Genomic DNA, 23,934 nt, shown 5'->3' on the forward strand with positions numbered 1-23,934 from the left:
TGGGCCTGTGCCGATAAGGGCGGTCTCACCCGCCGGGCAAATGCCAAGACAAGGATTGCCAATCATGGACAACAAACTCCTCCTCATCATTCTGGACGGTGTGCCGTGGCGCAATTTCCGCCGCCTGTTCGGAAATCTAGAAGGCTGGGTCGACAGCGGTGATGCCCGCGTCTGGAAACACCGCGCCGTGCTGCCGTCGATTTCCGCCAGCTGCTATGCCTCGATCCACACCGGTGTTGCCCCGGCGGAACATGGCTGCACCGGCAACGGCAACGTTTTCCGCCTGTCGCATAAGGACGTCTTCAGCCAGGTCCGCAGCGGCGGTGGCACGACCGGAGCCGTGGCGCATAGCTTCTGGTCCGAATTCTTCAACCGGCACCCTTTCGATTTCGTGCGCGACATCGAATACGATGAACCCGAAAGCGAGACCATCAACCACGGTCGTTTTCACAGCATGACCGGTTACGGTCTCATCAATCAGATGACGCCCTCGGATGTGGATCTCTTCGGCACGCTCACCAACCTCGCCCACCGGTTCGATCTGAACTATGGCATGCTGCACACCTGCACGCTGGACAGCATGGGGCACCGGTTCTTCCACGACTGCCAGGAGATGGACCATGCCTGCGCGGTCATGGACGAGATGCTGGCGCCCTTCATTCCGCGCTGGCGCAAGATGGGTTACGAGGTGATCGTCACCGCCGACCACGGACAGGACGAACGCGGCCACCACGGCGGACGCAGCCCGCTGCAACAGGAAACCGCGCTCTATTATTTCGGCGATGCCGAAGGGCCCCATGCGGACACCGTCATCGACCAACTGCAACTGGCACCAACAATCCTGAACCGGTTGGGGGCGCCCATCGCCGATACAATGAAGGCCAAACCCTTTCTGAGCTGATGTAAACGGAGCCCCCCATGCTGAAACCCGCAGTTGCCTGCCTTGCCCTATGCGCCGCTCCGGCAGCCGCGGGCGATTTCTGTCATGATCTGTGGTACACGCGGAACGCCATCATGGACCGGGCCGGGTATTGTTTTGGCTCCGCTTTGGGTCAGGCGGTGTTCGGCACGGGGCCCTGCATCGGCAAATCGGTCAGCCTGACGCCGCAGGATCAGCAACGTGTCGCGCAGATCCAGGGAATGGAGCGCGACATGTCCTGCCGGGTGAATACCAAACAGCACCATCTGGATCTGGATGATTTGCATATCCGCAGGCTGCTGTCGGATCTGCCGATCCCGGACGAGATACAGGGCGCGTGCCTCGGCTGGATGGGCCCCGCGACCGCGCTGCATGCCGGGCATAGCGAAGCCAGCCCCGTGATCGGGCAGATCCTGCCCGATGACACCGTTTCCTATAGCCACTGGCCCGATGCGGGCTGGACCTACGTCACCACATCTGCGGGACATGGTGACTGGCGCGTCAAAAGCGGCGGCTGGCTGAACTATGAAAAGGCCGGAGAAGTCCCCTGCCGGGATTTCGCGGGCTGATCACCCGCCCCCAACCCTAATCGTAAGGCCAGATTTCCTGGCCCAGCGCCTCAATGGCGAGCGAGATACGTTCGAAACTGTCGCGAGCGCGGCCAACTGAATGGCGCGCGCGCAGATAACCGTGCACCAGCCCTTCTTCGTTGATCCAATGGGCCTTGCCCCCGGCCGCGAGGATGCGGTCCCGGTAATCGCGACTGTCATCGCGCACAGGGTCGCAATCGGCGCTGATCAGAATGGTCGCGGGCAGTCCGGAAAAGTCGCCGTCCTGCAGCGGCGCATAGGTGGGATCGCCTTGGGGCACCTTGCCATCCTTGCAGCGTACCCCCTGATAAAACAGGATTTCATCCCTGGTCAGCATCGGCGCCTTGGCATGCTCGAGGTAGGATCCCGCATTCACATCGCCGCCAAAGGCCCCATAGATCAGCACCTGCCCCAGAATGCGATCCGTCCGCCCCCGGGCATGATGGGCCACCGCTGCACAGAGGTTGGCGCCAGCGCTGTCGCCAGAGAGGACAATACCGCCCTCATATTCTGACAGGATCCATTCAAAGGCCGCCCAGGCGTCATCGAACATCGCCGGGTGCATATGCTCGGGCGCCAGACGATAGTCGACTGCAACCACGCGATATCCGGTCTGGGCGCAGATCTCGGCGCAGACGTCATCGTGGCTTTCCAGCCCGCCAACGACAAAGCCGCCACCATGGCAATACATCACCGTGCGCGTCGGGTCCCCGGCAATATAGATCCGCACCGGCACCCCATTGACCTGCCGGTCCTCGGTCTCGACCACATCAGGGCGGGGCGCCAGAAAACTGCGGGCCATGGCGTTGTAGATCTCGCGTTGCTCCGGAACCGAACGCTCTGCCGTATCCGCCGGATAACAGTCATTGGTGCGGCGAATGAACGCCCAGGTTTCCGCGTCGATCAGTTGTTCGTAGTCCATGATCTGGAAGCCTCCCTTTTGCCTGCTGAGGCAAACCCTAGGCCACGCCATAGCAGGAAGGGAATGCCCAAAACGACACAAAGCGCCCTTTCCGGCGCTTTGTGCAGAATTCTGATATCAGACCAGAGTCAGCCCTGATCCTGCGGCAGATGCTCCCACGGGCGGGTAAAGCCCCCCAGAACCTGACCGATTTCGCCGTCGCTGGCACCGTTGGCCTCGACCTGCGCGACAAGGCCGCGCTTCTTGTCGTCGATCACTGCTTCAACGCGGGTCGGCAGCCCCGCCTTCAGCAGCGCTTCGTTGTAGATCCGGGTGATGGCATTCTTGCGCAGGTCCGGTTTGAACACCTTGCCAACGGCCGTCTTCGGCAGCTCGTCCAGCACCGTCAGATGTTTCGGGATCGCCGCGCGTTCGTGGATGTGCACCTTGCAGTAATCCATCAGCTCTTCAGCCGTGGCGCTGGCACCATCGACCAGTTCCACAAAGGCACAAGGCACCTCACCAGCGTGAATATCGGGTTGTCCGATCGCCCCGGCAAAGGCGACGGCCTCATGCCCGAGGAGCGCCTCTTCGATCTCGGCGGGATCGATATTGTGACCGCCGCGGATGATCAGGTCCTTGGCCCGCCCGGTGATCCAGACATAACCATCGGCGTCGACACGCCCCAGATCGCCGGTGCGCAGGTATTTATCGTGGAAATAGAGATCAGCGTTCTTTTCCGCCTCGGTATAGGTATTGCCCGCATAGACACCGGGGTTGGACACGCAGATCTCCCCGACCTCGTCGGTGCCGCATTCCACCAGTCCGCCGGCAGTGGATTTGATGATCTTCACATCGGTATAGGGGAACGGAATCCCGATCGAGCCGATCTTCTTTTCGCCATCCACCGGGTTACAGGACACCAGGCATGTGGCCTCGGTCAGACCGTAGCCTTCGACAATATTGACGCCGGTGGCCTTTTCAAACCGGCGGAACAGTTCGACCGGCAGCGGCGCCGAGCCGGAAAAAGCCGTTTTCACCGTCGACACATCCGCATCAACCGGGCGCTGCATCTTGGCCGAGATCGCGGTCGGCACGGTGATGATAAAGGAAATCTTCCAGCGTTCGATCAGCTTCCAGAAATTGTCGAACACCCCATCGCCGCGATAGCCCTGCGGCGTCGGGAAAACCACATGTGCGCCCGAGGCCACTGCTGCCATCACGATCACATGGCAGGCAAAGACGTGGAACAGGGGCAGCGGACACATGATGTTGTCCTCTTCGGTAAAGAGCAGGCTATGCCCGATCCAGCCGTTGTAGATCATCCCCGAATAGGTGTGCTGCGCCACCTTGGGCATGCCGGTTGTACCACCAGTGTGGAAATAGCAGGCGACGCGATCCTCGGTGCTATCGGCAAACTGCAGCGTGGTGGGCTGACGGCGCACTTCCTTGGTGAAGCTCTTGTAATCGGCGTGGGCCAGCTGCGCCTTATTCTCCAGCTTTGGCCGCACCAGGGGCACGATCCAGGATTTCGGCGGCGTCAGATAGCGGTTCAGGTCCACCTCAAGGATGGTGTTCACATGCGGCGCATGGCGCACCGCCTCGGCCACCTTCTGGGCCACGTCGGTCTTCGGGAAGGGTTTGAGCGTCACCACGACCTTTGCGTTGGTTTCCCGCAGGATCGAAGCAATCTGCTCCGGCTCCAAGAGCGGGTTGATCGGGTTCACGATCCCCGCAACGGCACCCGCCAACATGGTCACCAGCGTTTCGGTGCAGTTCGGCAGGATATAGGCGACAACGTCCTTCTCCCCGACGCCCAGCTCGCGGAACAGATTGGCCGCTTGGGTGACCTGATCCTTGAGCTGGCTCCAGTTCAGGGTTTCCGCCTTGTCCTTCGGGCCGGAAAACAATTGATAGCTGATTGCATTATTGGTCGGGAACTTGCCTGCCGTGCGGTCCAGCAACCCGTAAAGAGTGGTCGGCAGGTCCCGCGCCTCCCACGGCATCTCGTTTTCAACTGCCTTGCAATCTTCCACTGTGGCAAACGCCATTGCTTTCCTCCCCTGCCCCCTGTCCCGGGGGATTATCTCCTACGATCAAGATGGTTGTAAAACCCGCGCTGTGCAAGCGCAGCGCAAGGGTCACGTCAAGGCAGGGGCGCATTTAACGCTGCGACAAATCATTAGCTTACGAAAGGGAAACCGGCCCGTGGGGCGGAATGTGTCCGTGCAGGAAGGTTACTCTGCGGCAAGCCCGTCAGTGAACTGGAGGCGCGCCAGACGCGCGTAAAGCCCGCCTTCGGCAACCAGCGCATCATGCGTGCCGGTGGCCACGATGCGGCCCTCCTCCATCACCACGATCCGGTCGGCCTTTTTCACCGTCGCAAGCCGGTGCGCTACGATCAGCGTGGTGCGGCCTTGGCTCAGCTCATCCACGGCAGCCTGCACCAGACGCTCGCTTTCGGCATCCAGCGCCGAGGTTGCCTCGTCCAGCAGTAGAACCGGCGCATCGCGCAGGATGGCCCGGGCGATGGCGATCCGCTGTTTCTGACCACCAGACAGCATCACACCGCGCTCGCCCACATAGCTGTCATAGCCTTCGGGGAGGGCCGAGATGAAATCATGCGCAGCAGCGGCGCGGGCCGCGGCTTCGACCTCTGCATCAGTGGCATCAGGGCGACCAAAGCGGATGTTTTCCCGCGCGGACGCGGCAAAAATAATCGGATCCTGTGGCACCATGGCGATATGTTTGCGGAAGGCATCCCGGCGCAGATCACTGAGCGCAACACCATCCAGGCGCACCGCACCGGCGTTCGGGTCATAAAACCGCTGGATCAGCTGAATGATCGTCGTCTTGCCTGCGCCCGACGGGCCGACAAAGGCCACCGTTTCACCGGGTTCGATGGAGAGAGAAACATCGTCCAGCGCCAGCACATCGGGGCGCGCGGGATAGCGGAACATCACGTTTTCAAAACTGATTTCGCCGCGCACCGGCTCAGCCAGCGCCTTGGGCGCGCCGGGATCGTTGACGGCATCCTCGGCATTCAGCAGCTCGACCAGCCGCTCGGTGGCCCCGGCCGCCCGTTGCAATTCGCTCCAGATTTCCGACAGGGCGGCGACGGAGCCCGCCACCAGAACCGAGTAGATGACGAATTGGATCAGGGTTCCTTCGGTCATCACACCGGCGCGCACGTCGATGGCGCCCATCCACAGCACCCCGACGATGCCGGAAAACACCAGGAAGATCACGATGACCGTCAGAAACGCCCGCGTGCGGATCCGCTTGCGCGAAACGTCATAGGAGGTTTCGGTCATCTGCGCGAATTGCAGGCGGCTTGCGTCCTCATGAGTAAAGGCCTGCACGGTCTGCACCGCACCCAGCGCCTCTCCGGCATTGCCAGAGGAGGCCGCGATCCAGTCTTGGTTTTCGCGGCTGATAGCTCGCAAGCGCCGTCCCAGCACCAGAATCGGCACAATAACGGCGGGGACGATCAGCAGCACCAGACCAGTCAGCTTGGCCGAGGTCAGCAACATCAGGAACAGCCCGCCGCCAAACAACAGCATATTGCGCAGGGCAATGGAGACGGACGAGCCGAGAACCGACTGGATCAGCGTGGTGTCGGTGGTGATCCGGCTCAGCACCTCGCCGGTCATGATCCGTTCGTAGAACACGGGGCTCATGCCGATGACCCGGTCGAACACCGCCTTGCGGATATCAGCCACTACCCGTTCACCCAGCCGCGTCACCAGCGCATAGCGCAGGCCAGTGCCCACGGCCAAAAGGGCCGCCATCGCCAAGGCGGCCATGAAATACTGGTTCAGCAGCGCATTGTCGGAGATACGGAAGTTGTCCACTACCCGGCGCACCGCCAGCGGCAGGCTTAGCGACACGCCAGCAGTCAGGACCAGTGCGCAGGTGGCAACGAACATCAGCGCCTTGTAGGGGCGCATAAAGGGCCACAGCGCCGCCAGCACTCCGATTTTGCGCGAACTTTGCCGCTCTTCTTTCGCGTTCGGGGCTGCCGTCTTGCGCGCCATTGCTGATCCTTATGACAATTTCCGGGCAAAGCCATGAGCCTTGCGGTCCAGTGTGGTTCATGGCCCTCACGGCCCCGCAGGTCAAGCGTTCCGCCCAAGGGCATCTGGACGCACACCGTGTCAAAAACCGCAAACAGCCCCTGAAACTGCAACCAACCAACGCAAGACCATGCCGGTACAACTGGAAAACTATGCTTGGGGGAGTTTCTGGAGCGGGTAGCGGGAATCGAACCCGCACCTTAAGCTTGGAAGGCTCTTATGATACCATTTCACCATACCCGCTCAGAGTAAGCCGTGATTTATTTCAAGCCGCAGGTGAGGTCAACCACCTTCTTGGCTTCAAAAGCCCGGATACGGCACGAGGCGCCCTAGGAGTGCAAAAACTTCAATATCAAAGGAGCTTGCGCGGAATACTTGCCCGATCCCGAGGGCCGCATTGCCCGCCCCAGCGGTCAAATCGCATCAATGCGCACCCGGCTGCGGCTCTGATCTTTCGGCCCCTGCCACAATCAGGATAGACAGGCGCTTGAGCGGCCCTAATTGTCACCCTACGCCATCGTTTTGCCGCCACAATCGCTGCCTTGGAAACCACCTCCATGACCACAAAGACCGCCATTCTGACATCCCACGGGCAACCTTCGGCGCCAGAGCCGCCGGAACGCGCCCTTGCGGCGTTGGCGGCAGAGGTGGCGGTGCATCTGCCAAGTTGGGATATTCGCTCCGCCACCCTGGCCAATCCCGGCAGGCTCGATGCGGTGATGACAGATGGCGCGATCATCTATCCCTTTTTCATGGCACGCGGCTGGTTCACCGCCAAGGTCCTGCCCGAGCGGCTGTCGGGACGTGATTACACAATGGCCTGCCCCTTTGGGCTGGATCCCTCCCTGCCGGAGCTGACCGCAGCTGCCCTGCAAGACGCGCAAAGAGAGGCCGGATGGGCCGACGCCCCCCTCTCCGTGCTGCTCGCTGCGCATGGCTCAGCCCGCGGCCCCAAAGCCGCCGAAGCCGCAGAGGCGTTCGCCACCCACCTGCGCGCGCTTCTACCCAGCGCGCAGATCAGCCCCGCCTTTGTGGAGCAAGCCCCCGGCATCGACACGGTTGCACGCACCCTGCCCCGCCGGACCCTGTGCCTGCCGTTTTTCGCTCAGGCCGGTGATCACGTACGCGAGGACATTCCAGAGGCTCTCAACAGCGCCGCGTTCGCGGGACAGGTCCTGCCGGTTGTCGGCGCCCTGCCCGGCACCCCTGCCCTGATCGCAAAGGCCATTGCCGCCGCCAACAGCGGGTAAGACCAGCCAATCAATCGGCAAGCCATGACAAACGCATGCCAGCTAGCCGACATCTGCTTGTTTTCTGGAGCTATGTCGCTGTTGGTATTTGGAGGCGAGTACCGGAATCGAACCGGTGTACACGGATTTGCAATCCAGAAAGAGCGTAAGCGAAAACAACGACTTAAGGGTGCAAAACACCCCCTGACAAAAAGTGAACAAAAAGCGAAAGTTTCAAAGCCAAATTCACCGGTTCAAAACGAAAAAGGCCCCGTCACAGCGGCAACTGTGAACCGGGGCCAAATAGAAAAAGCCTGTCAGCTTTCGAAGCATATTAGCATGAGCCAGCGCCACATCGCAAACGCTCAGCCAGCTTTTTCGTGGCCTCTGACCGGTGAGGTGGTCCAATGAGCTGGCGCATCGCAAATGAATGCGCCGAGCGCCGCTTTGGCAGCGCCGCGCGCAAGCAGATCATCATGTTCCTGGCAGATAAGGCGAGCGATGACGGCTCGGGCATCTGGTGTTCCAAAGGGACGATTCAGCGCCACACAGAGCTCAGCGAGAGCACGGTGAAGCGCACCATCATCGACTTCCTGCGTGAAGGCATCTTGATCGAGACGGGGCGGCGGCAATGCAAGAACGGCTACACCGTTATTTACCGCATCGTTCTGGAACGCGTGGCCGCGCTCGAGCCCACGGCAGAACCCGACATTGAGACGGGGGTCACCGTGAACCCCGTCCAGTCTGAACCCGGTACGGGGTCCACGGTGAACGGGGTACGGGGTTCACGGTGGACCCCAAACCATCCTAAAACCATCCATAAACCACCTACGCGCAGGCGCGAGGCGGCGGCGGAGGTTGAAGATCTTGAAGCTGAGAAGATCTTGGCGGCCTATCCCGAGGACAGGATCCGAGACCGGCGGACCAGTCTCTGCCTGATCGCAGCGGCTGTGAAAGCCGGTGTGACGCCCAATGACCTGCTGCAGGCGGTCAAAGCCTATGCCAAGGAAAGCGAGGGCTACACGCGCAGCAAGGTCTGTTTCTCGGACAATTGGTTCAAGATGCGCCGGTGGGAGAAGGGACTGGCCCAGGTACAAGCGGACCGCGAGAAGGCACGAGAGGCTGAAGCCAAGGGGCGTGCCAGCCTCGCCGAGTGGATCCACGAGCGCCATCCCCTGTGCCGCCACATCACAAACCGGCAGATCGAGGACTTGATCGCGTCAAGGATGGTGACGCCCGAACAGGTTCGCGCTGCGGGACTGCAGGCGTGAGTGTGGCTCGATTGTTACGCTGTGGCGTAAAAAGTAGATATTTACGTTGCAGCGTAATTTGTTCTGATTTACGCTGTGCCGCAAAAGGAGCCGCATCATGGACCTCACAGCACGAACGGCCGAGCAGATCGGCGAGGCACTCCGCCGGACGCGCAAAGCGCGCGGCTGGACCCAAAGCGATATCAGCGCGCGCACGAATTTGCGCGTCGCGACGATCTCGTCGCTGGAGAATGGCGACGCGGGAACCAAACTCGCCACAGTGCTCGCTGTCATGGCGGCACTTGGGCTTGAGTTCCGATTGGTGGAGCGCGGTGGCTCGCTTGAGATCGAGGATATCTTCTGATGGCCAAACACGGGCGTAGCGGCACGATGCAAGTGCTTCTGAACGGACGGTTGGTAGGGGCCTTGCGTCTTGCAAGTTCAGGCGCAATCAGCTTCACCTATGATCCGGACTGGCTGTCGTGGGAACACGCCATGCCGATCTCGCTCTCCCTGCCGTTGCGCGAAGAGGCGCACCAAGGCGGACCTGTAATCGCTTATTTGGAAAACCTGCTGCCGGATAATCAGGCGATACGCGAACGCGTTGCCGCTCGGGTGCGTGCTGGCGGTACGGACGCATGGCACATGCTGGAGAAGATCGGCCGTGATTGTGTCGGGGCTTTGCAGTTTGTTTCGGGTGAGATGCCCGAAGTTGGTGCACTCGAGGGTGAGCCAGTATCTGAAGCGCAGATAGCGGATATGCTGCGTAACCTCGCAAGCGCTCCGCTAGGCTTGGACGAGGAAGACGACTTCCGCATTTCCATTGCGGGCGCTCAGGAGAAAACAGCTCTGCTGCGCCACGAGGGCGCGTGGATACGTCCATCGGGACTTACCCCTACAACCCATATCCTAAAGACGCAGCTTGGCGTCCTGCCAGCGGGGATTGATTTGTCCGACAGCGTCGAGAACGAGTATTTCTGCATGAGCTTTTGCCGCACCATGGGCATGGATGTGGCGCAGGTCGAGATTGCCGATTTCGAAGACGTGCGGAGCCTTGTTGTGACGCGGTTTGACCGGCGCTGGACCAAGGATGGCCGATTGATCCGCCTTCCGCAGGATGACTTTTGCCAAGCGCTCTCAGTCCCGCCCAGTCAGAAATACCAAATGGATGGCGGGCCGGGGATCACCGAAGGGATCGGGTTGCTGACAGGCAGTGATGACCCCGAGGCGGATCAGCGCGTGTTCTTCCGCGCGCAAGTGCTGTTTTGGCTTTTAGGGGCGACAGATGGGCACGCGAAGAATTTCAGCATCGCACTGCGCCCTGGTGGTTTCCGTTTGACCCCGCTTTATGACGTGCTGAGCGCACAGAAAGCTGTGGATGACGGTCAAATACGTCAGAACCGGATGCGCCTCGCGATGGCGGTCGACGGGCACTATCGAATCAATGAGGTGGTACCTCGTCATTTCCTGCAGGCTGCAAAGGCGGCTGGCTTTGGTGTGGCGCTGGCGGAAGAGGTCTTGTCGGACATCGCGACGGAGCTTGAACCCGCCTTGGACAAGACACTAGCCGACCTGCCGGATGGGTTTCCGCACCTATTGGCGGAAGCCATTGTTGCTGGCGCAAGACGTCGGGCGGCTGCCTTTCATGCCGTATGATCCGCAGATCATATTTCCGCTTTATGATCGGTAGATCATAGCTTCAAAGCTGGTGACGCCTGAGCAGGTGCGCGCGAGGGGCTGCAGGCGTGACTTTCGAAGGCAGGGACCGCAGTCGTTCCGCGCGAACAGACGCGTTGTATGAGTGTGGTGAGGTGACCGAGTTGTGTTTCGTGTTGGTAACCTTAATGCTCTCAATGTTATATTGAGATAACATAAGATGTGACTGGAGTGGCGGCGTTGGGTTATGGAGCCAAGCGGTGGAAATTGACATTAATGTTTGATCAGCGTAACATTTAGGCGCTTAGTGTCGCTTGGAGGTATCATTATGGCAGTTTCGATCAAAATACCCAGGGCGGCACGTAAAGAGCTCGTGACACTTGGGGATAACATTCGCGTTGCACGACTGCGTCGCAAACTGACCGCTGAGATTGTTGCGCAGCGCGCTGGCACAACGCGGCAGACCATCGCGAAGATCGAAAGCGGGAACCCCGCCGTTAAAATCGGCACTTACGTGGCCGTGTTGCAGGCGCTTGGCCTCCTGAAAGGCTGGGGGGATATCGATGACCCGGTTGGCGAGCAGATGGCCCTGGATGACCTCCCGCAGCGTGCGAGATTGAAAAATGGTTGAGGTCTGGATCGACTGGAAGGGACTGAAACAGGTCGGCACGCTCCACCGTACAGCGGGGCGCGGCCGAGAGCGGGTGTCCTTTACCTATCATGACGATTGGCTTGCCGACGAAAATGCCTTTGGGCTTTCGCCGGACATGCCTCTCGTTAAAGGGCAATTCGTGCCTGAGGCAGGGCAGGACATGCTTGCACCGCTTGGGGATTCTGCCCCCGATACCTGGGGGCGAACGGTGATGCGGCGCTTTGAGGGGCGCATGGCAGAGGCCGAGGGGCGACGTCCGAGAACTCTGCAAGAAACCGACTACCTGCTAGGGGTGAATGACGAGACTCGTTTGGGTGCGCTGCGCTTCAGGGTTGATGGGGAGTTTCAAGCCCGCGAAGGCACCGGCGTGCCTGCGCTCGTGAGCCTCGGGGATTTGCTTAATGCGTCTCACCGCGTTCTGCGCGGGGAAGAGACTGCTGAGGATCTTCAAATGCTGTTTTCCCCGGGCAGTTCACTAGGGGGCGCTCGGCCAAAGGCCAGCATCCTCGACCAACACGGCCGTCTGTCTGTCGCCAAGTTCCCGAAAGAGACAGACACCTATTGCGTAGAAAGATGGGAAGCCGTCGCACTGGAACTGGCAAGGCGCGCCGGAATTACGGTCTCAGACCACACGCTTGAGATGGCGGGCGACAAGCCGGTTTTCTTGTCCCATCGGTTTGACCGGAACGATGACGGCAGGATCCCGTTCATGTCGGCCATGGCGATGTTGGGCGGCAAAGATGGCGAAAGCTACAGCTATTTGGACTTGGCCGATATCATCACCTCAGAAAGCGTCACACCCGACCAAGACCGCGAAGAGCTCTACCGGCGGGTCGCCTTTTCCATTCTCGTGACGAACCTCGATGACCATATGCGCAATCACGGATTTCTGCGTGGGCGGGGCGGCTGGCACCTTTCACCGGCCTACGACATCAACCCTGTGCCGAACCAACCGCGCGTACTGAAGAGCTACGTTGATGACGACAACCCGGATGCCAGTATCGCCCTGCACCGCGCGCAACATGAATCCTATCTTCTCGAACGCAGCGAGGCAGATCGTATCATTGTGGAGGTAGCCGAAGCGACGATGGCTTGGCGTGACGTTGCCCGTGCCTTGGGGGCTCCGGAGCGGGAGATCAGGGAGATGGCAACAGCCTTCGAACACGAGGAAGCGGATTTGGCGCGCGAGTGAACTGAGCCGCTGTTGAATTGGATTGACGAAAGCCGTTTGGCTGCAGCGGGATTTTGAAGTCCTTGGCCATTCCGATGCGTGATGACGTGGCAGGTCGATTTTGGAGTGCCGAACTCAGACCCTCAACGCCGTGTTTCTGATTGCTGAACATAAGCGGGCAGCCGCGTCCGACGCGGTGCAAGCCCCGCTTCAACAAGAAAATTCCCCTGCGCCAGCGCATTCCTCGCGAGGCAAGTTTCTCGCTGACAGCCCCTTGGTGCCAGCTTTGGTCATGTTCATCGAAACACTCAAAGTGAGGATCAAAAAATGGCTACTCAAACTCTGAAACTGAACGTCAAATCCGGCGAAAAAGATGGCAAGAACTTCTGGGACCGCTGCGGTGTCCTCTTCGTCAACACCGACGACAGTGGCAACATCACCTCGATCAACGTCAAACATAGCATGTTCCCCGATGTCGAAATGGTCGCCTTCCCGCGCCGCGATGAAGAACCGGTCACCGAATGACCTCAGTGCCAGGGCGGGTTGCCCGCCCTGGCTTTCTTCTGAGGCGATAGAACTAAGCTGTAGTTCGGCTTTCAGGTGAAATTTCGTGGGCATGGCCGATTGATTTCTGCGGTATTCACTTCGCTATCGGCTGGACTGTAAGGATGTATTCGCACCCCGTCGCCGGTGCCCTTGGGTTTCCGATCATGGTCGGCTAGGTTTTCGAGATGTGTAGGAACGCTGCTGATTTCAGATTTGTCGATGTACATCCAAGAGTACTGCTTGTCGGGGCCTGTCCTGGACGTGAAGAAGAAAGGGACGGACGGCCTTTCGCTGGGCAGTCCGGACAAAACCTTGAAATCATGCTCCGATGTTTGCAGGTCCTGCATCCGCTGGTTTTTCCATCGTCGCAACTGGATGCCTACAGCTTAGTCAATGCACATTCACTGCCAAGATATCCCGAGCGCGAGGGATATGATGGGAGCACGCAGCCACGCAAACAGGACGTTCTGGCACCCGAGAACCGAGCTAGGCTCATTGCCCGTTTGCAACGCGTTCAGCCCGAAATCATCGTTTATCTGGGAAAGGCGGCACAGTTCGCCCACGAAGTGTTTGAAGCGCATATGCCTGACATAAGAGCCTACCGAACAGGGCACCCATCAACCCAAGCTTGGAATACTCCGCGCCAATATCGAGGCATGCCGAGAGAGGACAAGATCCGCCGCTGGGCTGAAGACCAGTTCGCTGCAGTTGAGTGAAGTCGGCGGACGGCCCAAAGCATGCGAAAATTGGGCTGCCTCAGTTGTGAGGTCGCACTCTCGATAGGATCCCCGACGTCGAAATGGTCGCCTTCCCGCGCCGCGATGACGATTCGGTCACCGAATGACCTCTGTGCTGGGGTGGGTTCACCGCCCTGGCCATCATCGCTGAAACCTGGACCCTCAGCTAGGTCGCTTCCTCTTGCGACCGAACCTGACGGTTCAGGCGCGAAAGGGGTTCACTGAAGGCCGCTTCCAGTTTTTGGATATGAGCCGCAAGCCAACCAATCATCTCGGGCCATGCTTCTCGGTTGAAGCCGTCAAAGGGTTGAGCGTAGACGATGCGGCTGGCCTTTTTATCGTCCATACGTCGCCAATCAAGCTCTGCACCGAACGCCGCCTCGATCATGTCTTTCTGTCCATACAATTGATCAAACAGCCATTTGTTCTCTGCGGTTTCTGACCGCTGCAAGCTTATCTCGACCCGCGCTTCATCTCTCGAAAAGATCATCTGATAGGGGCAAGACCGGGTCCCAGATCCTGCGCTGAGCCAATGATCCTTGGTCGGGCTGATATTCTGGTAAAGTGTAACGCCGTCGACACGCAGCTGTTCAAGGGCTGCTTCCCAGAAGTCCAAGCGCAGCTTATGCCGCTTCTTCTGTGTGTCCTGGATGGCTTTCTCTTCGTTTTCTTTGCTCGACATTCCGATCATAAAGTCTGCCGCCTCAGGCGTAGGTATGATCTGCTGAATGTCGACCATCAGCTCGTCGCCAAACGAATATGGGGTCACCTTGAAGCATTGTGCGCGAATTCCGCGGCTGAGGAGCCAAAGGACTGTTGCCGTGACCTCGCGACGAAAGTTCGCTGCGATGAAGATCATCCGCTGGTCATTGCCTGGGTTGAGGACAGTTTCTTCCAATTCCTCAACCTCCATGAACTCGCAGATCCGCACGGCCGCATTGCCACCGCCCGCATAGCGGTCGAGGTATTGTTGGTAGATATCGACGATCTGGGTCTTGGTCAGGCCCGAAACGTAGGCGGTGTACTTAAGCGCCTGCCACGTCACATCTCGCCCGCTGTCATCAAGCTTGTTCTCGATCACAACGAGGTTGCCGTCCTTGTCGAGTGCCAAGAGATCCAGGCGTTCGCGGGTTTCATCGAATCCGTCGAACTCCTTTTGAATGATTAGCAATTCCTCCCCGAGGGCATCAGGTTGGTTGGCCAGCCACTCCTGCAAGTGGTCACGCTCGCGCAGGTTCAAGTCAGAAAAGCGCTTCTGGGTCAGGCGGGACAAACGATTTTGGTTCAAATCAACGCGGAACATCACTCACCTCGAAAATCGGAGAAATCTATAATTGCAACACCAGCCAGATCATGCTGGAGAATGTACTGGGACATAAAACTACGGTCGCGGATGCGCTCAAAAATCTGACGCCTATCCCCTGGCATCGAGCGATCTGCCTCGCCAGGATCAATGCCCAGTGCGCCCATAGCGTTACAGTTGCCGGACGGTGTGAATAGGCGGTGCCAGGGCTTTGAGTGCTTCTTCAACTTGCTTAGAGCGTTGCTCTTTTCTGCTTCAACTTTCTTGGCACACGCGATCGAGCACCCCCAATAGCTTCGCCCCCGATAGGGGTGTTCGCCGCCCCCGTTGAGGAGGCTGGAGTTAGTGCCGTGGTCGTGGTTGAAGAAAACATAGAGTGGGACGCTCGTCCCCGCGTTGGCAATCAATTTTGCCGACTGCCCCGATTTGGGGTCTAGACCGCCATAGTCCGATCCTTTGCTGGCGTGATACAATCTCTTGGCCTGGACACGGAGGCCCAGATCGCACCACGGCGTGCGCACGATCCATTCCCAATCGGCACCGTTGATGCCTTCCTCAGTTTTATTGAACATCGTGACGCTCAAGCCGTGCTTGGCATGATCGCGGGCCATGCGAAGCAATAGCATTTCGGTGAGAGTCTCTTCCTGAAGTGACAAGCCCTGCTTGAAAGCATGACCCTGTTCGTTCCAAACCCATGCGGCGCGTCGACGCAAATAGTCGCGAAGTGTTATGGGGGCAGCCATTGTCAAACCTCGACAGAAACCGAGTCAGAATCGTCGCTTTTCATTTTGTCAATGAACCACTTCACGATCCCAGGAAGTTTATCCGTGCCGCCAGTCAACGCGGTGACGCCAAGGTTAATTGCCTGCTTTCCAACTTCATTGCCTGCACCTTTAACAGCATGCTCAAAGAATAGGCGGAAAAGGTTCTGATTGTCCTGAGCGTGCAATGCTTCTTTGTGTTCATTAAGCTCCGTTTCGATCTTCTCGCGCGCAGATTCCGGCATCACCTCAAATGCAATTGCCAAGAACTTGTCGCCGGAGAGCACTAGGATCGAGCTGTTAAAGGATGAATCGACGATCCCAAAATCTTTCTGAACCAGATCCTTGGCAAACTCCCGAAGAAATCCATCCTCGATCTGGATGCGGACCTTGTTGTTTTCAAAAAGCTCTTCACCTTCCTCACGCACGCGATCCGTGATGATCTTGCGTAGTCGTTTTCGGGCCGTGTCTTCATTCGCGAGGTGGCGAAAGGAGATTTCGTCCATCATGGACCGCATTTTGCTTCTTGTGGCACGCAACTCCTGAGACAAAGCAAAGGCGCTCGGAGGCTCTTCCCAGGACCAACTTTCACGATGCTCGATCAACAGGCGCAACACTAATAGGTCGATTTCCCGTTTCGGCATGGTCGTGTAGCCATTCTCCAGGTAGATTTCGAGAAAGGCTTTGGCGAAGGCCTCAAGGTCTATTTCTTCGGTCAGATTCATTGGTCTGTTTCCTAATTCTATGCGTTCGAGCTGTGGCCATGATGAAAAAACTGAGGTGACGCTTTAAAGCGTCACAGCCTGCTGGATTCGCAGGGTGCTTTTGCGAAAGGCGAGAAAATTTTCTCTCGCTCAAATCAACGTGGAACAAAGGCTACCCCTCAAGCATGGCTAGTTGCCCCGAACCGCAGACATGAGCTCAGAAAAGTCTGACACAACATCATACTTTATGCGGTCATTCGGGACGCTGTTCGCGATCTCCTCAAAGAACTTCCTAGCGCATTTGATTTTCTCTCGCTCCAGCTCGCGGAACTTGAGAGACGGCTGAGAACCCTTTGTTTCAGCAACAAAATAGACATGTTGCACCGATTGCTCTTTGAAAGCAATCGCCCAGTCGGGGTTGTAGTCACCGACAGGCGTTGGGATGAGAAAACCCTGCGGTAGCTTCGAGTAGACGACGATTTCATCGCTTGTATCCAGGTCTTCGACAAATTTGCGTTCGACTCCAGAATCGACGACAGCATAGTCATAGATGTGGTTTCGCAACTTCCCGACGGCCTGCGTCAGATCAGTGCCACTCTGGGTCGCGGGGAAAATATCTGTGTCGTATTTGTCGGCAGTTGCATCATAGGTCAGATGCTCGATGACAGTCGTGGCTTTCTGCTCTTTGATAATGCGTGAGGCCTCGGAGATGAACTGTTCCGGATTGGCCTGGAACGTCGAAAACTTCGCAGCACTCATTCCGGTCAGGATTTCTCCGATCGTCCCTCGCGTCAACTCCGCACCTTCGGCAAGTTTGCCGATGACGTCGTATGAAACAAGCGAGTGGGCAGAGCTGCTTTTTTCGCTGCGTATACCCGATTGTTTAAACGCAGCTCCGGTTCGAAGTTGGGCCTCAGTCAGCTCATCCGAAAGTTTGCCTTCGGTGACGACGTATTGCAGAGGAGAGGTGGTCGCGGAAATTCGGACCAGTCGTTAAGGTGGATCGCATGACGAAAGAAGTGATCCAGAATGAAGAAACGAAAGAACCATTCGCCTGAGTTCAAAGCTAAGGTCGCGCTTGAAGCGATCCGCGAGGAGATGACGCTGGCGGAACTTTCCAAGAAATACGGCGTGCATCCGACCCAGATCGGCACTTGGAAGCGGGCAGCGATAGAGAACATGACGACAGCATTTACGCGCCGGGGTCCGGCCCCTGGGCAGGTCAGTGCCGTCGACGTGGACAAGCTGCATTCGAAGATCGGCCAGTTGGTGGTGGAACGGGATTTTTTAGCCGAAGCCTCGCATCAGTTGCTCGGGACGCGAGGCAAGAAATGGTGAGCCGGGATCATCCGTTAAGCCTTCGTAAACAGTGCGAACTGTTGCAGTTGTCGCGGTCACGGCTTTACTATCGGCCCGTTGGCGAAAGCGCCGAGAACCTGCGGTTCATGGAAATCATCGACAAGCAATTTCTGGAAACGCCTTGGTACGGATCGCGTCAGATGGCCCGTTTTATGAAGCGTAACAATCATCGCTGTGGCCGACACCGCGTCCGGCGTTTGATGCGGCTTATGCGGTTGGTGCCAATCTACCAGGAACCCAATACCAGCAAGAAGCATCCACAGCATAGGATTTGGCCATACCTGCTGCGCAATATGGTGATTGATCGTCCCAACCAAGTCTGGTGCGCAGATATTACCTACATACCGATGCGGCGCGGGTTCTTATACCTTGTGGCCATCATGGATTGGTACAGCCGCAAGGTTTTGTCCTGGCGGCTGTCGAACAGCATGGATGCGAACTTTTGCGTCGAGGCTTTGAAAGAGGCCATTACCAAGTACGGTACGCCGGAAATCTTCAACAGCGATCAAGGCAGTCAGTTCACCAGCGGTGCGTGGATCGACGTGCTGACAGACGCAAAGATCAAGATCAGCATGGACGGGAAAGGCGCTTGGCGCGACAATCGCATGATCGAACGGCTGTGGAGGTCGTTGAAATACGAGTGCGTCTATCTGAACGCCTTTGAAACGGGATCAGAAATGCGGACTGGGATCGGCAAATGGCAGACCTATTACAACTCCGAGCGCCCGCATTCGACCCACGGCATATTGACCCCCAACGAGGCCTATGAAAGCAAAACAGAACCGATGAGAATGGCAGCCTAAATGAAACCCTGATCCACCTTAAAAAGGCTGCAAACTGGTCGAAAAAGCAGGACCACCTCTACTCTCTTTGGAACGACCCTCGTTGAAGGGGGGGATCGCTCCACATCTTGGTCGCCACCGCCCCAGCCATTGATTTTGTTGAACCAGCTACCCAACGCCACTGTGATAGCAAGAACATGCGGCATAGCCGCGATCAAACAAATTGGATTTAGGCAAAAGCCGAAGAATAGCAGTTGATTGAGGACCATCACAACTATGAAGGTCCAAGTATAGGTTGAGGCAACGTGTTTCGTGCGCTGCCAAAGTGTTTTGGGCATTTTTTTCTCGGCAGATTCTAGAGGTTAAACGTTCAATTCGCTAACCATTGCCGCCTTTCTGATTGCTCTGATGAATCGCCTCCATCCGAGCGGTAATGTCGCTCGCGATGCTCTCGTACAGCGCCGCTTGGCGCTCTCTCGCTGAGCCCGGTTTAGGCGTTCTGCGTCGTATTCTTTTGGCAAGCCAAAAAAGAAGCCTTGCAGCAGGATCGGTGACGTTTTCCGGTACAGGGGCCGGATAGTTTTCTTCGAGGAGGGCAACGACCTCAGCATTCATGCTGCGATGGTTAGCCTCAGCCGCGAGGCGTATTCGATCGCGCAGGCCGTCTGGCAGACGCACGATGAATTTATCCTGATTTTGAGAGCTTTGTTCTGGCATGGTGGCACTGTGCCATAAAAAGCAATTGACGCAATAGTGGCTAAGTGCCACTAACGGGTTGTGGTTTCAACCTGGAGGCGTTTCATGAAAAGTCGTAAACCAATGCAACTTCGGCTTCCGCAAGAGCTCAAAGAGTGGATCAAGGCGGAGTCAGATCGCAATGGAAACTCCCAAAATTCAGAAGTGATCCGCGCCATTCGCGCGGCGAAAGACAGGAGGTCCACACTCGGATCAGTTGGGAATATCAATATGGATCAGGGTGATAGTGCGCGTTGTTAACAATTAAGAGAGGTGTCGATCATATGACCAAAGCAAGTGTGCAGACAAAGGCGAGACAGGCAGCCTCCGCCTTCATCCGCGAGGCGCGGGAGGCAGGTTGGCAGCGGGCAAAATTTGAGATCAAGCCTGATGGCAGTGTCATCGTCGATGCCAACATGGTCGCGCCAGAGGCGGCAGACGACTTTCTCAACAGTGACCTGAGAATGGGCGAATGACTCGCAAGAGCTTGCCCAAATACGTCTACAATGACCGGGGGTATCTCCGGTTCATCCGGCGTTCGCGCGGTATCTCGGTCATGATGCACGAGGAAGCGGGCACGCCGGAATTTTGGGATCATTACAATCGTCTGCTGAAAGGAAAACCCGCGCCAGCGCCGGTGAAACGCAATTTTGAGGCGCTGATTCTTAGCTACTACGAGAGCGACGCCTACAAGAAGCTGAAGCCTCGGACGAGGTCCGATTATCGGCGGTATATCAGCCACATTCGTGAGATCTGGGCCGACAAAGACCCGGCCAGGATCGAAACCCATCACATCTATGAATTGCACCGGGCCAATGCGGATCATTGGCGGCAAGCCAACTATCTTGTCCAGGTCATGGTCGTCCTGATGAATCACGCCCGGTTGATCGGCTTCATCAAGAAAGAGCACGGCAATCCGGCGAAGGGTATTCCGCTTTTCAAGCAGCAGAGCGACGGCTGGGAGCCTTGGCCAGATGATGTTCGGGCCGAGTTCGAAGCGCTGGCCTCAAAGAGGGCGCGGCTGGTTTACGAGCTTTGCGTTGGAACAGGCCAGCGTATTGGCAATGTCGTGAAGATGAAATGGGAGCACTTCTCCGATGAAGGATTCGATTTCACGCAGGGCAAAACCGACAAGCCTCTTTGGATCCCGCTCACCGACCGCCTGAAAGCCCATCTCGACGGGCTCGCACGAACGGACGGCACTGTTGTGACCGACGCCAAGGGTCGACCAGTGAGCTACCGGATTGTTGCGGAAGAAATGCGCACCATCAAAAAGAAGATGAAGCACGAGAAGGCGAGCTACTACAAAACGCACGGGCTCAGGAAAAATGCGACGATCGAGCTGTATCTGGCTGGATGTGATGACGAGATGGTCAAGGCGGTCACCGGCCACTCGGGCGTCGAGATGCTGAAAAAGTACGGTGGCCCGATCCGGCAAAGAGAGCTCGCGAAGCGCGCTCAAGAGGCAAGAAATCAAATGGAACGAAGCAAGACCGAAACGTGAAAGTTTCAACGGTTGTTTCAAAAATGGAAGTGAAGGAGAGTGAATATGACGCAAGTCATTGATTTTATTGGAGGCGAGTACCGGAATCGAACCGGTGTACACGGATTTGCAATCCGCTGCGTCACCACTCCGCCAACTCGCCTTCTGCCCTGTCGCCAAGGTCTTTGTGGTGTGGCGCTGGAAGTAGCGTGATTCATTTCCAAGCACAAGGCCAAACCTGCATTCCGCGCCAATCATGGACGGCACTTGTCCCATCTTCGGGACAAGCGCCAGCGAAGGTTCAACCTTTCAGGCGGAACCTCTGGATTTTTCCGGTTTCCGTCTTGGGCAGCGCTTTGGTGAAGACTACTGAACGCGGGTACTTGTAGGGCGCAATGCTCGCCTTCACGTGGTCCTGCAACAGCTTCACCAGCGCATCCGAGGGCATGTGCCCGGCGGTCAGCACCACATGCGCCTCGACGATCTGGCCGCGCGCCTCGTCCGGGGCGCCGACAACGGCGCATTCAGAAACGGCTTCATGCGCCAGAAGCGCGGCTTCCACCTCGGGGCCGGCAATATTGTAGCCGGAGGAGATGATCATATCGTCATTTCGGGCGGCGAAATGCAGGTAACCCTCTTCATCCATGACAAAGCTGTCGCCAGTGACGTTCCAGCCGTCCTGGACATAGGTTTTCTGGCGCTCGTCCGCCATGTAACGGCAGCCGGTTGGCCCCTTGACCGCAAGGCGGCCAATCTCTCCGCGCGGTGCCTCATTCCCATCGGCGTCCAGCACCCGCACCTGATAGCCTGAGACGGGTTTGCCGGTGCAGGCCGGTTTGTGGTCGGTGAACCGGTTGGTGATGAAGATATGCAGCATTTCCGTGGCGCCGATGCCGTCCAGCATCGGCTTGCCGGTCTTTGCCATCCACTCGTCATAGACCGGCGCCGGCAGGGTTTCCCCCGCCGAAACAGCCGCCCGCAGCGACGACAGATCGGCGCCTTCCTCCATCGCCTGCAGCATCACCCGATAGGCAGTGGGCGCGGTGAAGCAGACGGTCGCTTTGTATTTCTCAATGATTTCAATCAGGTTTGGCGGTGATGCATTTTCCAGCAGCGTTGCGGCAGCGCCAAAGCGCAGCGGGAAAATTGCCAATCCGCCAAGGCCAAAGGTAAAGGCCAGCGGCGGCGAGCCGACAAAGATATCCTCCGGCTGCACATCAAGCACTTCGCGCGCATAGCCATCCGCGATGATCAGAAGATCGCGGTGGAAATGCATCGTCGCCTTGGGGGATCCCGTGGTGCCCGAGGTAAAGCCCAACAGCGCTACATCATCGCGCCCGGTTTCAACCGCATCAAAGGTCACCGGTTTTTCCAGCGCCAGACGGTCAAGTTCCGCATCGTGGTTGGAGGTGCCGTCAAAGCCGACCACCGAGGTCAGGAAGTCCGAGGTCTTGGCGCAGGAAACCAGCTCATCCATCAGCCGCGTATCGCAAAGCGCGTGGCTGATCTCGGCCTTGTCGACGATGGCGGCCAGCTCTCCGGCGCGCAGCATCGGCATGGTGTTGACCACCACCGCGCCCGCCTTGGTCGCGGCCAGCCAGCAGGCCACCATGGCCGGGTTGTTGGCTGAGCGGATCAGCACCCGATTGCCCGGTTTAACGCCCAGATCCTCGGTCAGCACATTGGCCAGACGGTTGGTCCAGTCAGACAGTTCCTTGTAGGTGCGGCGCCGTCCGTTACCGATCAGGGCGGTGTGATCGCCAAAGCCCTTTTCCACCATGGCATCGGTCAGCTCGACCGCGGCGTTCAGCCGTTCCGGGTAGTCGAAGCCCTCTAGCAGGAAGTCCGGCCATTGGTCCGCAGGTGGCAGGTTATCGCGGGTGAAGGTGTCGCTATGTGCGGTCGGTCCCAGCATCTCATTTGCCTCCTTCAAAGGCGCCAAGTGTCTGGCGCGCGATCACCACCCGCTGGACGTCCGATGCGCCCTCATAGATGCGCAAGGCGCGGATATCGCGGTAAAGTTCCTCGACCTTCTGACCATGGCGCACACCGTCCCCTCCGTGCAACTGCACCGCCTTGTCGATGACCTGCTGCGCCTGATCGGTGGAAAAGAGCTTCGCCATCGCCGCTTCGCGGGTCACCCGGGCTGCACCGGAATCCTTGGTCCACGCGGCGCGGTAGACCAGCAGAGCCGCCGCATCCACATCCAGTGCCATATCGGCGATATGCCCCTGCACCATCTGCAGATCGAACAGCGGCGCGCCCTGGACCTGGCGGCTGGTGACGCGGCTCAGTGCCTCGTCCAGTGCCCGGCGGGCAAAGCCAAGGGCCGCAGCCGCAACGGTGGAGCGGAAAACATCCAGAACCGACATGGCGATCCGGAACCCCTGCCCCGGTCCACCGATCATTGCGCTTGCCGGGATCCGGCATTCGGTGAACCGCAGGGTGGCGAGCGGGTGCGGCGCAATCACCTGCTGGCGCTCGACCACCTCGAACCCCGGCAGCCCGGCAGGGACGATGAAGGCGGACAATCCCTTGGCGCCCGGCCCCTCTCCGGTGCGGGCAAACAGGGTGTAAACGTCTGCAATCCCGCCGTTTGAGATCCAGGTCTTTTCTCCATTCAGCACATATTCATCGCCATCCAGCGTCGCTGTCATTGTGGAATTTGCCACATCCGAACCAGATTGCGGTTCCGTGAGCGCAAATGCCGAAATCGCCTGCCCGGAGCGGGTCAGCGGCAGCCATTCTGCCTGTTGCGCTTCGTTGCCGAACAGGGAAATCGCCCCGGTTCCAAGACCTTGCATGGCAAAGGCAAAGTCGGCGAGCCCATCGTGACGGGCCAGAGTTTCCCGGATCAGGCACAGGCTGCGCACATCCAGGGTTTCACCGGCTGGCGCGCCGGAATGCTGCGCCCAGCCGCCCTTTCCAAGCGCCGCCACCAGCGCCCGGCAGGCGGCATCGGTGTCCGAATGGTCGATCCCGCTGACGGTCTCGGCCGCCCAGGCATCCAGATCCGCTGCCAGCGTTCTGTGCCGGTCCTCGAAGAATGGCCAGTTCAGAAATGTCCGGTCCGCCATGAT

General features: G+C 58.3%; 24 protein-coding genes and 2 tRNA genes. 14 read left to right on the top strand and 12 right to left on the bottom strand.

Going from position 1 to position 23,934, the window contains the following annotated elements; all coding sequences use genetic code 11:
- Positions 1-64: 64 nt before the first annotated feature.
- Positions 65-901, top strand: a complete 837-nt coding sequence (locus JL2886_RS03840; RefSeq protein WP_065270806.1) for an alkaline phosphatase family protein — start codon at positions 65-67, stop codon at positions 899-901.
- A gap of 17 nt (positions 902-918) precedes the next feature.
- On the top strand, positions 919-1,488 hold the full coding sequence (locus tag JL2886_RS03845) for a DUF4453 domain-containing protein (RefSeq protein WP_065270807.1): 570 nt from the start codon (positions 919-921) through the stop codon (positions 1,486-1,488).
- Positions 1,489-1,504: 16 nt separating this feature from the next.
- Here the strand turns inward: JL2886_RS03845 and JL2886_RS03850 are convergent, their stop codons facing one another.
- The 4 genes from JL2886_RS03850 to JL2886_RS03865 form a co-directional block, all read right to left on the bottom strand.
- Complete coding sequence (locus JL2886_RS03850; RefSeq protein WP_065270808.1) at positions 1,505-2,431, bottom strand: alpha/beta hydrolase; 927 nt, start codon at positions 2,429-2,431, stop codon at positions 1,505-1,507.
- Positions 2,432-2,559: 128 nt separating this feature from the next.
- Complete coding sequence (locus JL2886_RS03855) at positions 2,560-4,461, bottom strand: acyl-CoA synthetase (RefSeq protein ID WP_065270809.1); 1,902 nt, start codon at positions 4,459-4,461, stop codon at positions 2,560-2,562.
- A gap of 186 nt (positions 4,462-4,647) precedes the next feature.
- Complete coding sequence (locus tag JL2886_RS03860; RefSeq protein ID WP_065270810.1) at positions 4,648-6,447, bottom strand: ABC transporter transmembrane domain-containing protein; 1,800 nt, start codon at positions 6,445-6,447, stop codon at positions 4,648-4,650.
- A 208-nt stretch (positions 6,448-6,655) separates the two neighbouring features.
- A tRNA-Gly gene (locus tag JL2886_RS03865) sits at positions 6,656-6,729 on the bottom strand.
- A 314-nt stretch (positions 6,730-7,043) separates the two neighbouring features.
- Here JL2886_RS03865 and JL2886_RS03870 point away from each other — a divergent pair.
- The 8 genes from JL2886_RS03870 to JL2886_RS19145 all read left to right on the top strand — a co-directional run bounded on the left by JL2886_RS03870 (position 7,044) and on the right by JL2886_RS19145 (position 13,706).
- Positions 7,044-7,736: a CbiX/SirB N-terminal domain-containing protein gene (locus JL2886_RS03870; RefSeq protein ID WP_065273520.1), complete on the top strand. Its 693-nt coding sequence runs from the start codon at positions 7,044-7,046 to the stop codon at positions 7,734-7,736.
- Positions 7,737-8,122: 386 nt separating this feature from the next.
- Positions 8,123-8,986: a hypothetical protein gene (locus JL2886_RS03875; RefSeq protein WP_065270811.1), complete on the top strand. Its 864-nt coding sequence runs from the start codon at positions 8,123-8,125 to the stop codon at positions 8,984-8,986.
- A gap of 97 nt (positions 8,987-9,083) precedes the next feature.
- A complete protein-coding gene (locus JL2886_RS03880; protein ID WP_036560649.1) occupies positions 9,084-9,329 on the top strand; it encodes a helix-turn-helix domain-containing protein in 246 nt (81 codons plus the stop codon).
- Entirely contained in the window at positions 9,329-10,621 is a 1,293-nt protein-coding gene (locus tag JL2886_RS03885; RefSeq protein ID WP_065270812.1) for a type II toxin-antitoxin system HipA family toxin, read from the top strand. Before JL2886_RS03880 ends, JL2886_RS03885 begins: the two co-directional genes overlap by 1 nt.
- Before the next feature lie 328 nt (positions 10,622-10,949).
- Complete coding sequence (locus JL2886_RS03890) at positions 10,950-11,252, top strand: helix-turn-helix domain-containing protein (RefSeq protein ID WP_065270813.1); 303 nt, start codon at positions 10,950-10,952, stop codon at positions 11,250-11,252.
- Entirely contained in the window at positions 11,245-12,465 is a 1,221-nt protein-coding gene (locus JL2886_RS03895) for a type II toxin-antitoxin system HipA family toxin (RefSeq protein WP_065270814.1), read from the top strand. The genes JL2886_RS03890 and JL2886_RS03895 overlap by 8 nt, the downstream gene beginning before the upstream one ends.
- Before the next feature lie 306 nt (positions 12,466-12,771).
- Positions 12,772-12,969, top strand: coding sequence for a hypothetical protein (locus JL2886_RS03900; RefSeq protein WP_054463755.1), 198 nt, complete (start codon positions 12,772-12,774; stop codon positions 12,967-12,969).
- 206 nt (positions 12,970-13,175) lie between these two features.
- Positions 13,176-13,706: a uracil-DNA glycosylase family protein gene (locus JL2886_RS19145; RefSeq protein WP_082995992.1), complete on the top strand. Its 531-nt coding sequence runs from the start codon at positions 13,176-13,178 to the stop codon at positions 13,704-13,706.
- Between the two features lie 187 nt (positions 13,707-13,893).
- On the opposite strand, the gene JL2886_RS03910 is transcribed toward JL2886_RS19145, so the two are convergent.
- From JL2886_RS03910 to JL2886_RS03925, 4 genes are all read right to left on the bottom strand, one after another.
- Positions 13,894-15,030: a DUF4268 domain-containing protein gene (locus tag JL2886_RS03910; protein ID WP_065270816.1), complete on the bottom strand. Its 1,137-nt coding sequence runs from the start codon at positions 15,028-15,030 to the stop codon at positions 13,894-13,896.
- The gene (locus JL2886_RS03915) at positions 15,030-15,773 is read right to left on the bottom strand and encodes a DUF6615 family protein (RefSeq protein ID WP_065270817.1); all 744 of its coding nucleotides are present in this window, start codon (positions 15,771-15,773) and stop codon (positions 15,030-15,032) included. Before JL2886_RS03915 ends, JL2886_RS03910 begins: the two co-directional genes overlap by 1 nt.
- Positions 15,774-15,775: 2 nt before the next feature.
- Positions 15,776-16,516 (bottom strand): hypothetical protein, encoded by a 741-nt coding sequence (locus JL2886_RS03920; RefSeq protein WP_065270818.1) that lies wholly within the window; start codon positions 16,514-16,516, stop codon positions 15,776-15,778.
- 168 nt (positions 16,517-16,684) lie between these two features.
- Positions 16,685-17,254 (bottom strand): hypothetical protein, encoded by a 570-nt coding sequence (locus JL2886_RS03925; RefSeq protein ID WP_065270819.1) that lies wholly within the window; start codon positions 17,252-17,254, stop codon positions 16,685-16,687.
- A gap of 270 nt (positions 17,255-17,524) precedes the next feature.
- Between JL2886_RS03925 and JL2886_RS03935 the strand changes: the two genes are divergently transcribed.
- A protein-coding gene (locus JL2886_RS03935) for an IS3 family transposase (protein ID WP_237028413.1) occupies positions 17,525-18,657 on the top strand; the annotation gives its coding sequence in 2 pieces (ribosomal slippage) (positions 17,525-17,777 and positions 17,777-18,657; 1,134 coding nt in all).
- 357 nt (positions 18,658-19,014) lie between these two features.
- Here JL2886_RS03935 and JL2886_RS03945 read toward each other — a convergent pair.
- The gene (locus JL2886_RS03945; protein WP_065270821.1) at positions 19,015-19,353 is read right to left on the bottom strand and encodes an Arc family DNA-binding protein; all 339 of its coding nucleotides are present in this window, start codon (positions 19,351-19,353) and stop codon (positions 19,015-19,017) included.
- Between the two features lie 102 nt (positions 19,354-19,455).
- Between JL2886_RS03945 and JL2886_RS19850 the strand changes: the two genes are divergently transcribed.
- The 3 genes from JL2886_RS19850 to JL2886_RS03955 are packed head-to-tail and all read left to right on the top strand — an operon-like array spanning position 19,456 to position 20,875.
- Entirely contained in the window at positions 19,456-19,632 is a 177-nt protein-coding gene (locus JL2886_RS19850) for an Arc family DNA-binding protein (RefSeq protein WP_394410439.1), read from the top strand.
- Positions 19,633-19,655: 23 nt separating this feature from the next.
- A complete protein-coding gene (locus JL2886_RS03950; RefSeq protein WP_027259529.1) occupies positions 19,656-19,847 on the top strand; it encodes a hypothetical protein in 192 nt (63 codons plus the stop codon).
- Positions 19,844-20,875 (top strand): site-specific integrase, encoded by a 1,032-nt coding sequence (locus JL2886_RS03955; protein ID WP_065270822.1) that lies wholly within the window; start codon positions 19,844-19,846, stop codon positions 20,873-20,875. Before JL2886_RS03950 ends, JL2886_RS03955 begins: the two co-directional genes overlap by 4 nt.
- A gap of 68 nt (positions 20,876-20,943) precedes the next feature.
- On the opposite strand, the gene JL2886_RS03960 is transcribed toward JL2886_RS03955, so the two are convergent.
- From JL2886_RS03960 to JL2886_RS03970, 3 genes are all read right to left on the bottom strand, one after another.
- Positions 20,944-21,017, bottom strand: a tRNA-Cys gene (locus JL2886_RS03960).
- A gap of 138 nt (positions 21,018-21,155) precedes the next feature.
- Complete coding sequence (locus JL2886_RS03965; RefSeq protein WP_065270823.1) at positions 21,156-22,769, bottom strand: AMP-binding protein; 1,614 nt, start codon at positions 22,767-22,769, stop codon at positions 21,156-21,158.
- A gap of 1 nt (position 22,770) precedes the next feature.
- Complete coding sequence (locus JL2886_RS03970) at positions 22,771-23,931, bottom strand: acyl-CoA dehydrogenase family protein (protein WP_065270824.1); 1,161 nt, start codon at positions 23,929-23,931, stop codon at positions 22,771-22,773.
- Positions 23,932-23,934: the final 3 nt, after the last annotated feature.

Source organism: Phaeobacter gallaeciensis, from assembly GCF_001678945.1.
Taxonomy (GTDB): Bacteria; Pseudomonadota; Alphaproteobacteria; order Rhodobacterales; family Rhodobacteraceae; genus Phycobacter; species Phycobacter gallaeciensis_A.

Coding starts and splice junctions, on each gene's coding strand:
- JL2886_RS03875 (WP_065270811.1), top strand. CDS start 8,123: ATGAGCTGGCGCATCGCAAATGAATGCGCCGAGCGCCGCTTTGGCAGC.
- JL2886_RS19145 (WP_082995992.1), top strand. CDS start 13,176: ATGTGTAGGAACGCTGCTGATTTCAGATTTGTCGATGTACATCCAAGA.
- JL2886_RS03970 (WP_065270824.1), bottom strand. CDS start 23,931: ATGGCGGACCGGACATTTCTGAACTGGCCATTCTTCGAGGACCGGCAC.
- JL2886_RS03870 (WP_065273520.1), top strand. CDS start 7,044: ATGACCACAAAGACCGCCATTCTGACATCCCACGGGCAACCTTCGGCG.
- JL2886_RS03860 (WP_065270810.1), bottom strand. CDS start 6,447: ATGGCGCGCAAGACGGCAGCCCCGAACGCGAAAGAAGAGCGGCAAAGT.
- JL2886_RS03945 (WP_065270821.1), bottom strand. CDS start 19,353: ATGCCAGAACAAAGCTCTCAAAATCAGGATAAATTCATCGTGCGTCTG.
- JL2886_RS03920 (WP_065270818.1), bottom strand. CDS start 16,516: ATGAATCTGACCGAAGAAATAGACCTTGAGGCCTTCGCCAAAGCCTTT.
- JL2886_RS03950 (WP_027259529.1), top strand. CDS start 19,656: ATGACCAAAGCAAGTGTGCAGACAAAGGCGAGACAGGCAGCCTCCGCC.
- JL2886_RS03890 (WP_065270813.1), top strand. CDS start 10,950: ATGGCAGTTTCGATCAAAATACCCAGGGCGGCACGTAAAGAGCTCGTG.
- JL2886_RS03925 (WP_065270819.1), bottom strand. CDS start 17,254: ATGAGTGCTGCGAAGTTTTCGACGTTCCAGGCCAATCCGGAACAGTTC.
- JL2886_RS03850 (WP_065270808.1), bottom strand. CDS start 2,431: ATGGACTACGAACAACTGATCGACGCGGAAACCTGGGCGTTCATTCGC.
- JL2886_RS03900 (WP_054463755.1), top strand. CDS start 12,772: ATGGCTACTCAAACTCTGAAACTGAACGTCAAATCCGGCGAAAAAGAT.
- JL2886_RS03965 (WP_065270823.1), bottom strand. CDS start 22,769: ATGCTGGGACCGACCGCACATAGCGACACCTTCACCCGCGATAACCTG.
- JL2886_RS03910 (WP_065270816.1), bottom strand. CDS start 15,030: ATGTTCCGCGTTGATTTGAACCAAAATCGTTTGTCCCGCCTGACCCAG.
- JL2886_RS03955 (WP_065270822.1), top strand. CDS start 19,844: ATGACTCGCAAGAGCTTGCCCAAATACGTCTACAATGACCGGGGGTAT.
- JL2886_RS03880 (WP_036560649.1), top strand. CDS start 9,084: ATGGACCTCACAGCACGAACGGCCGAGCAGATCGGCGAGGCACTCCGC.
- JL2886_RS03840 (WP_065270806.1), top strand. CDS start 65: ATGGACAACAAACTCCTCCTCATCATTCTGGACGGTGTGCCGTGGCGC.
- JL2886_RS03845 (WP_065270807.1), top strand. CDS start 919: ATGCTGAAACCCGCAGTTGCCTGCCTTGCCCTATGCGCCGCTCCGGCA.
- JL2886_RS03885 (WP_065270812.1), top strand. CDS start 9,329: ATGGCCAAACACGGGCGTAGCGGCACGATGCAAGTGCTTCTGAACGGA.
- JL2886_RS03855 (WP_065270809.1), bottom strand. CDS start 4,461: ATGGCGTTTGCCACAGTGGAAGATTGCAAGGCAGTTGAAAACGAGATG.
- JL2886_RS19850 (WP_394410439.1), top strand. CDS start 19,456: ATGCAACTTCGGCTTCCGCAAGAGCTCAAAGAGTGGATCAAGGCGGAG.
- JL2886_RS03915 (WP_065270817.1), bottom strand. CDS start 15,773: ATGGCTGCCCCCATAACACTTCGCGACTATTTGCGTCGACGCGCCGCA.
- JL2886_RS03895 (WP_065270814.1), top strand. CDS start 11,245: ATGGTTGAGGTCTGGATCGACTGGAAGGGACTGAAACAGGTCGGCACG.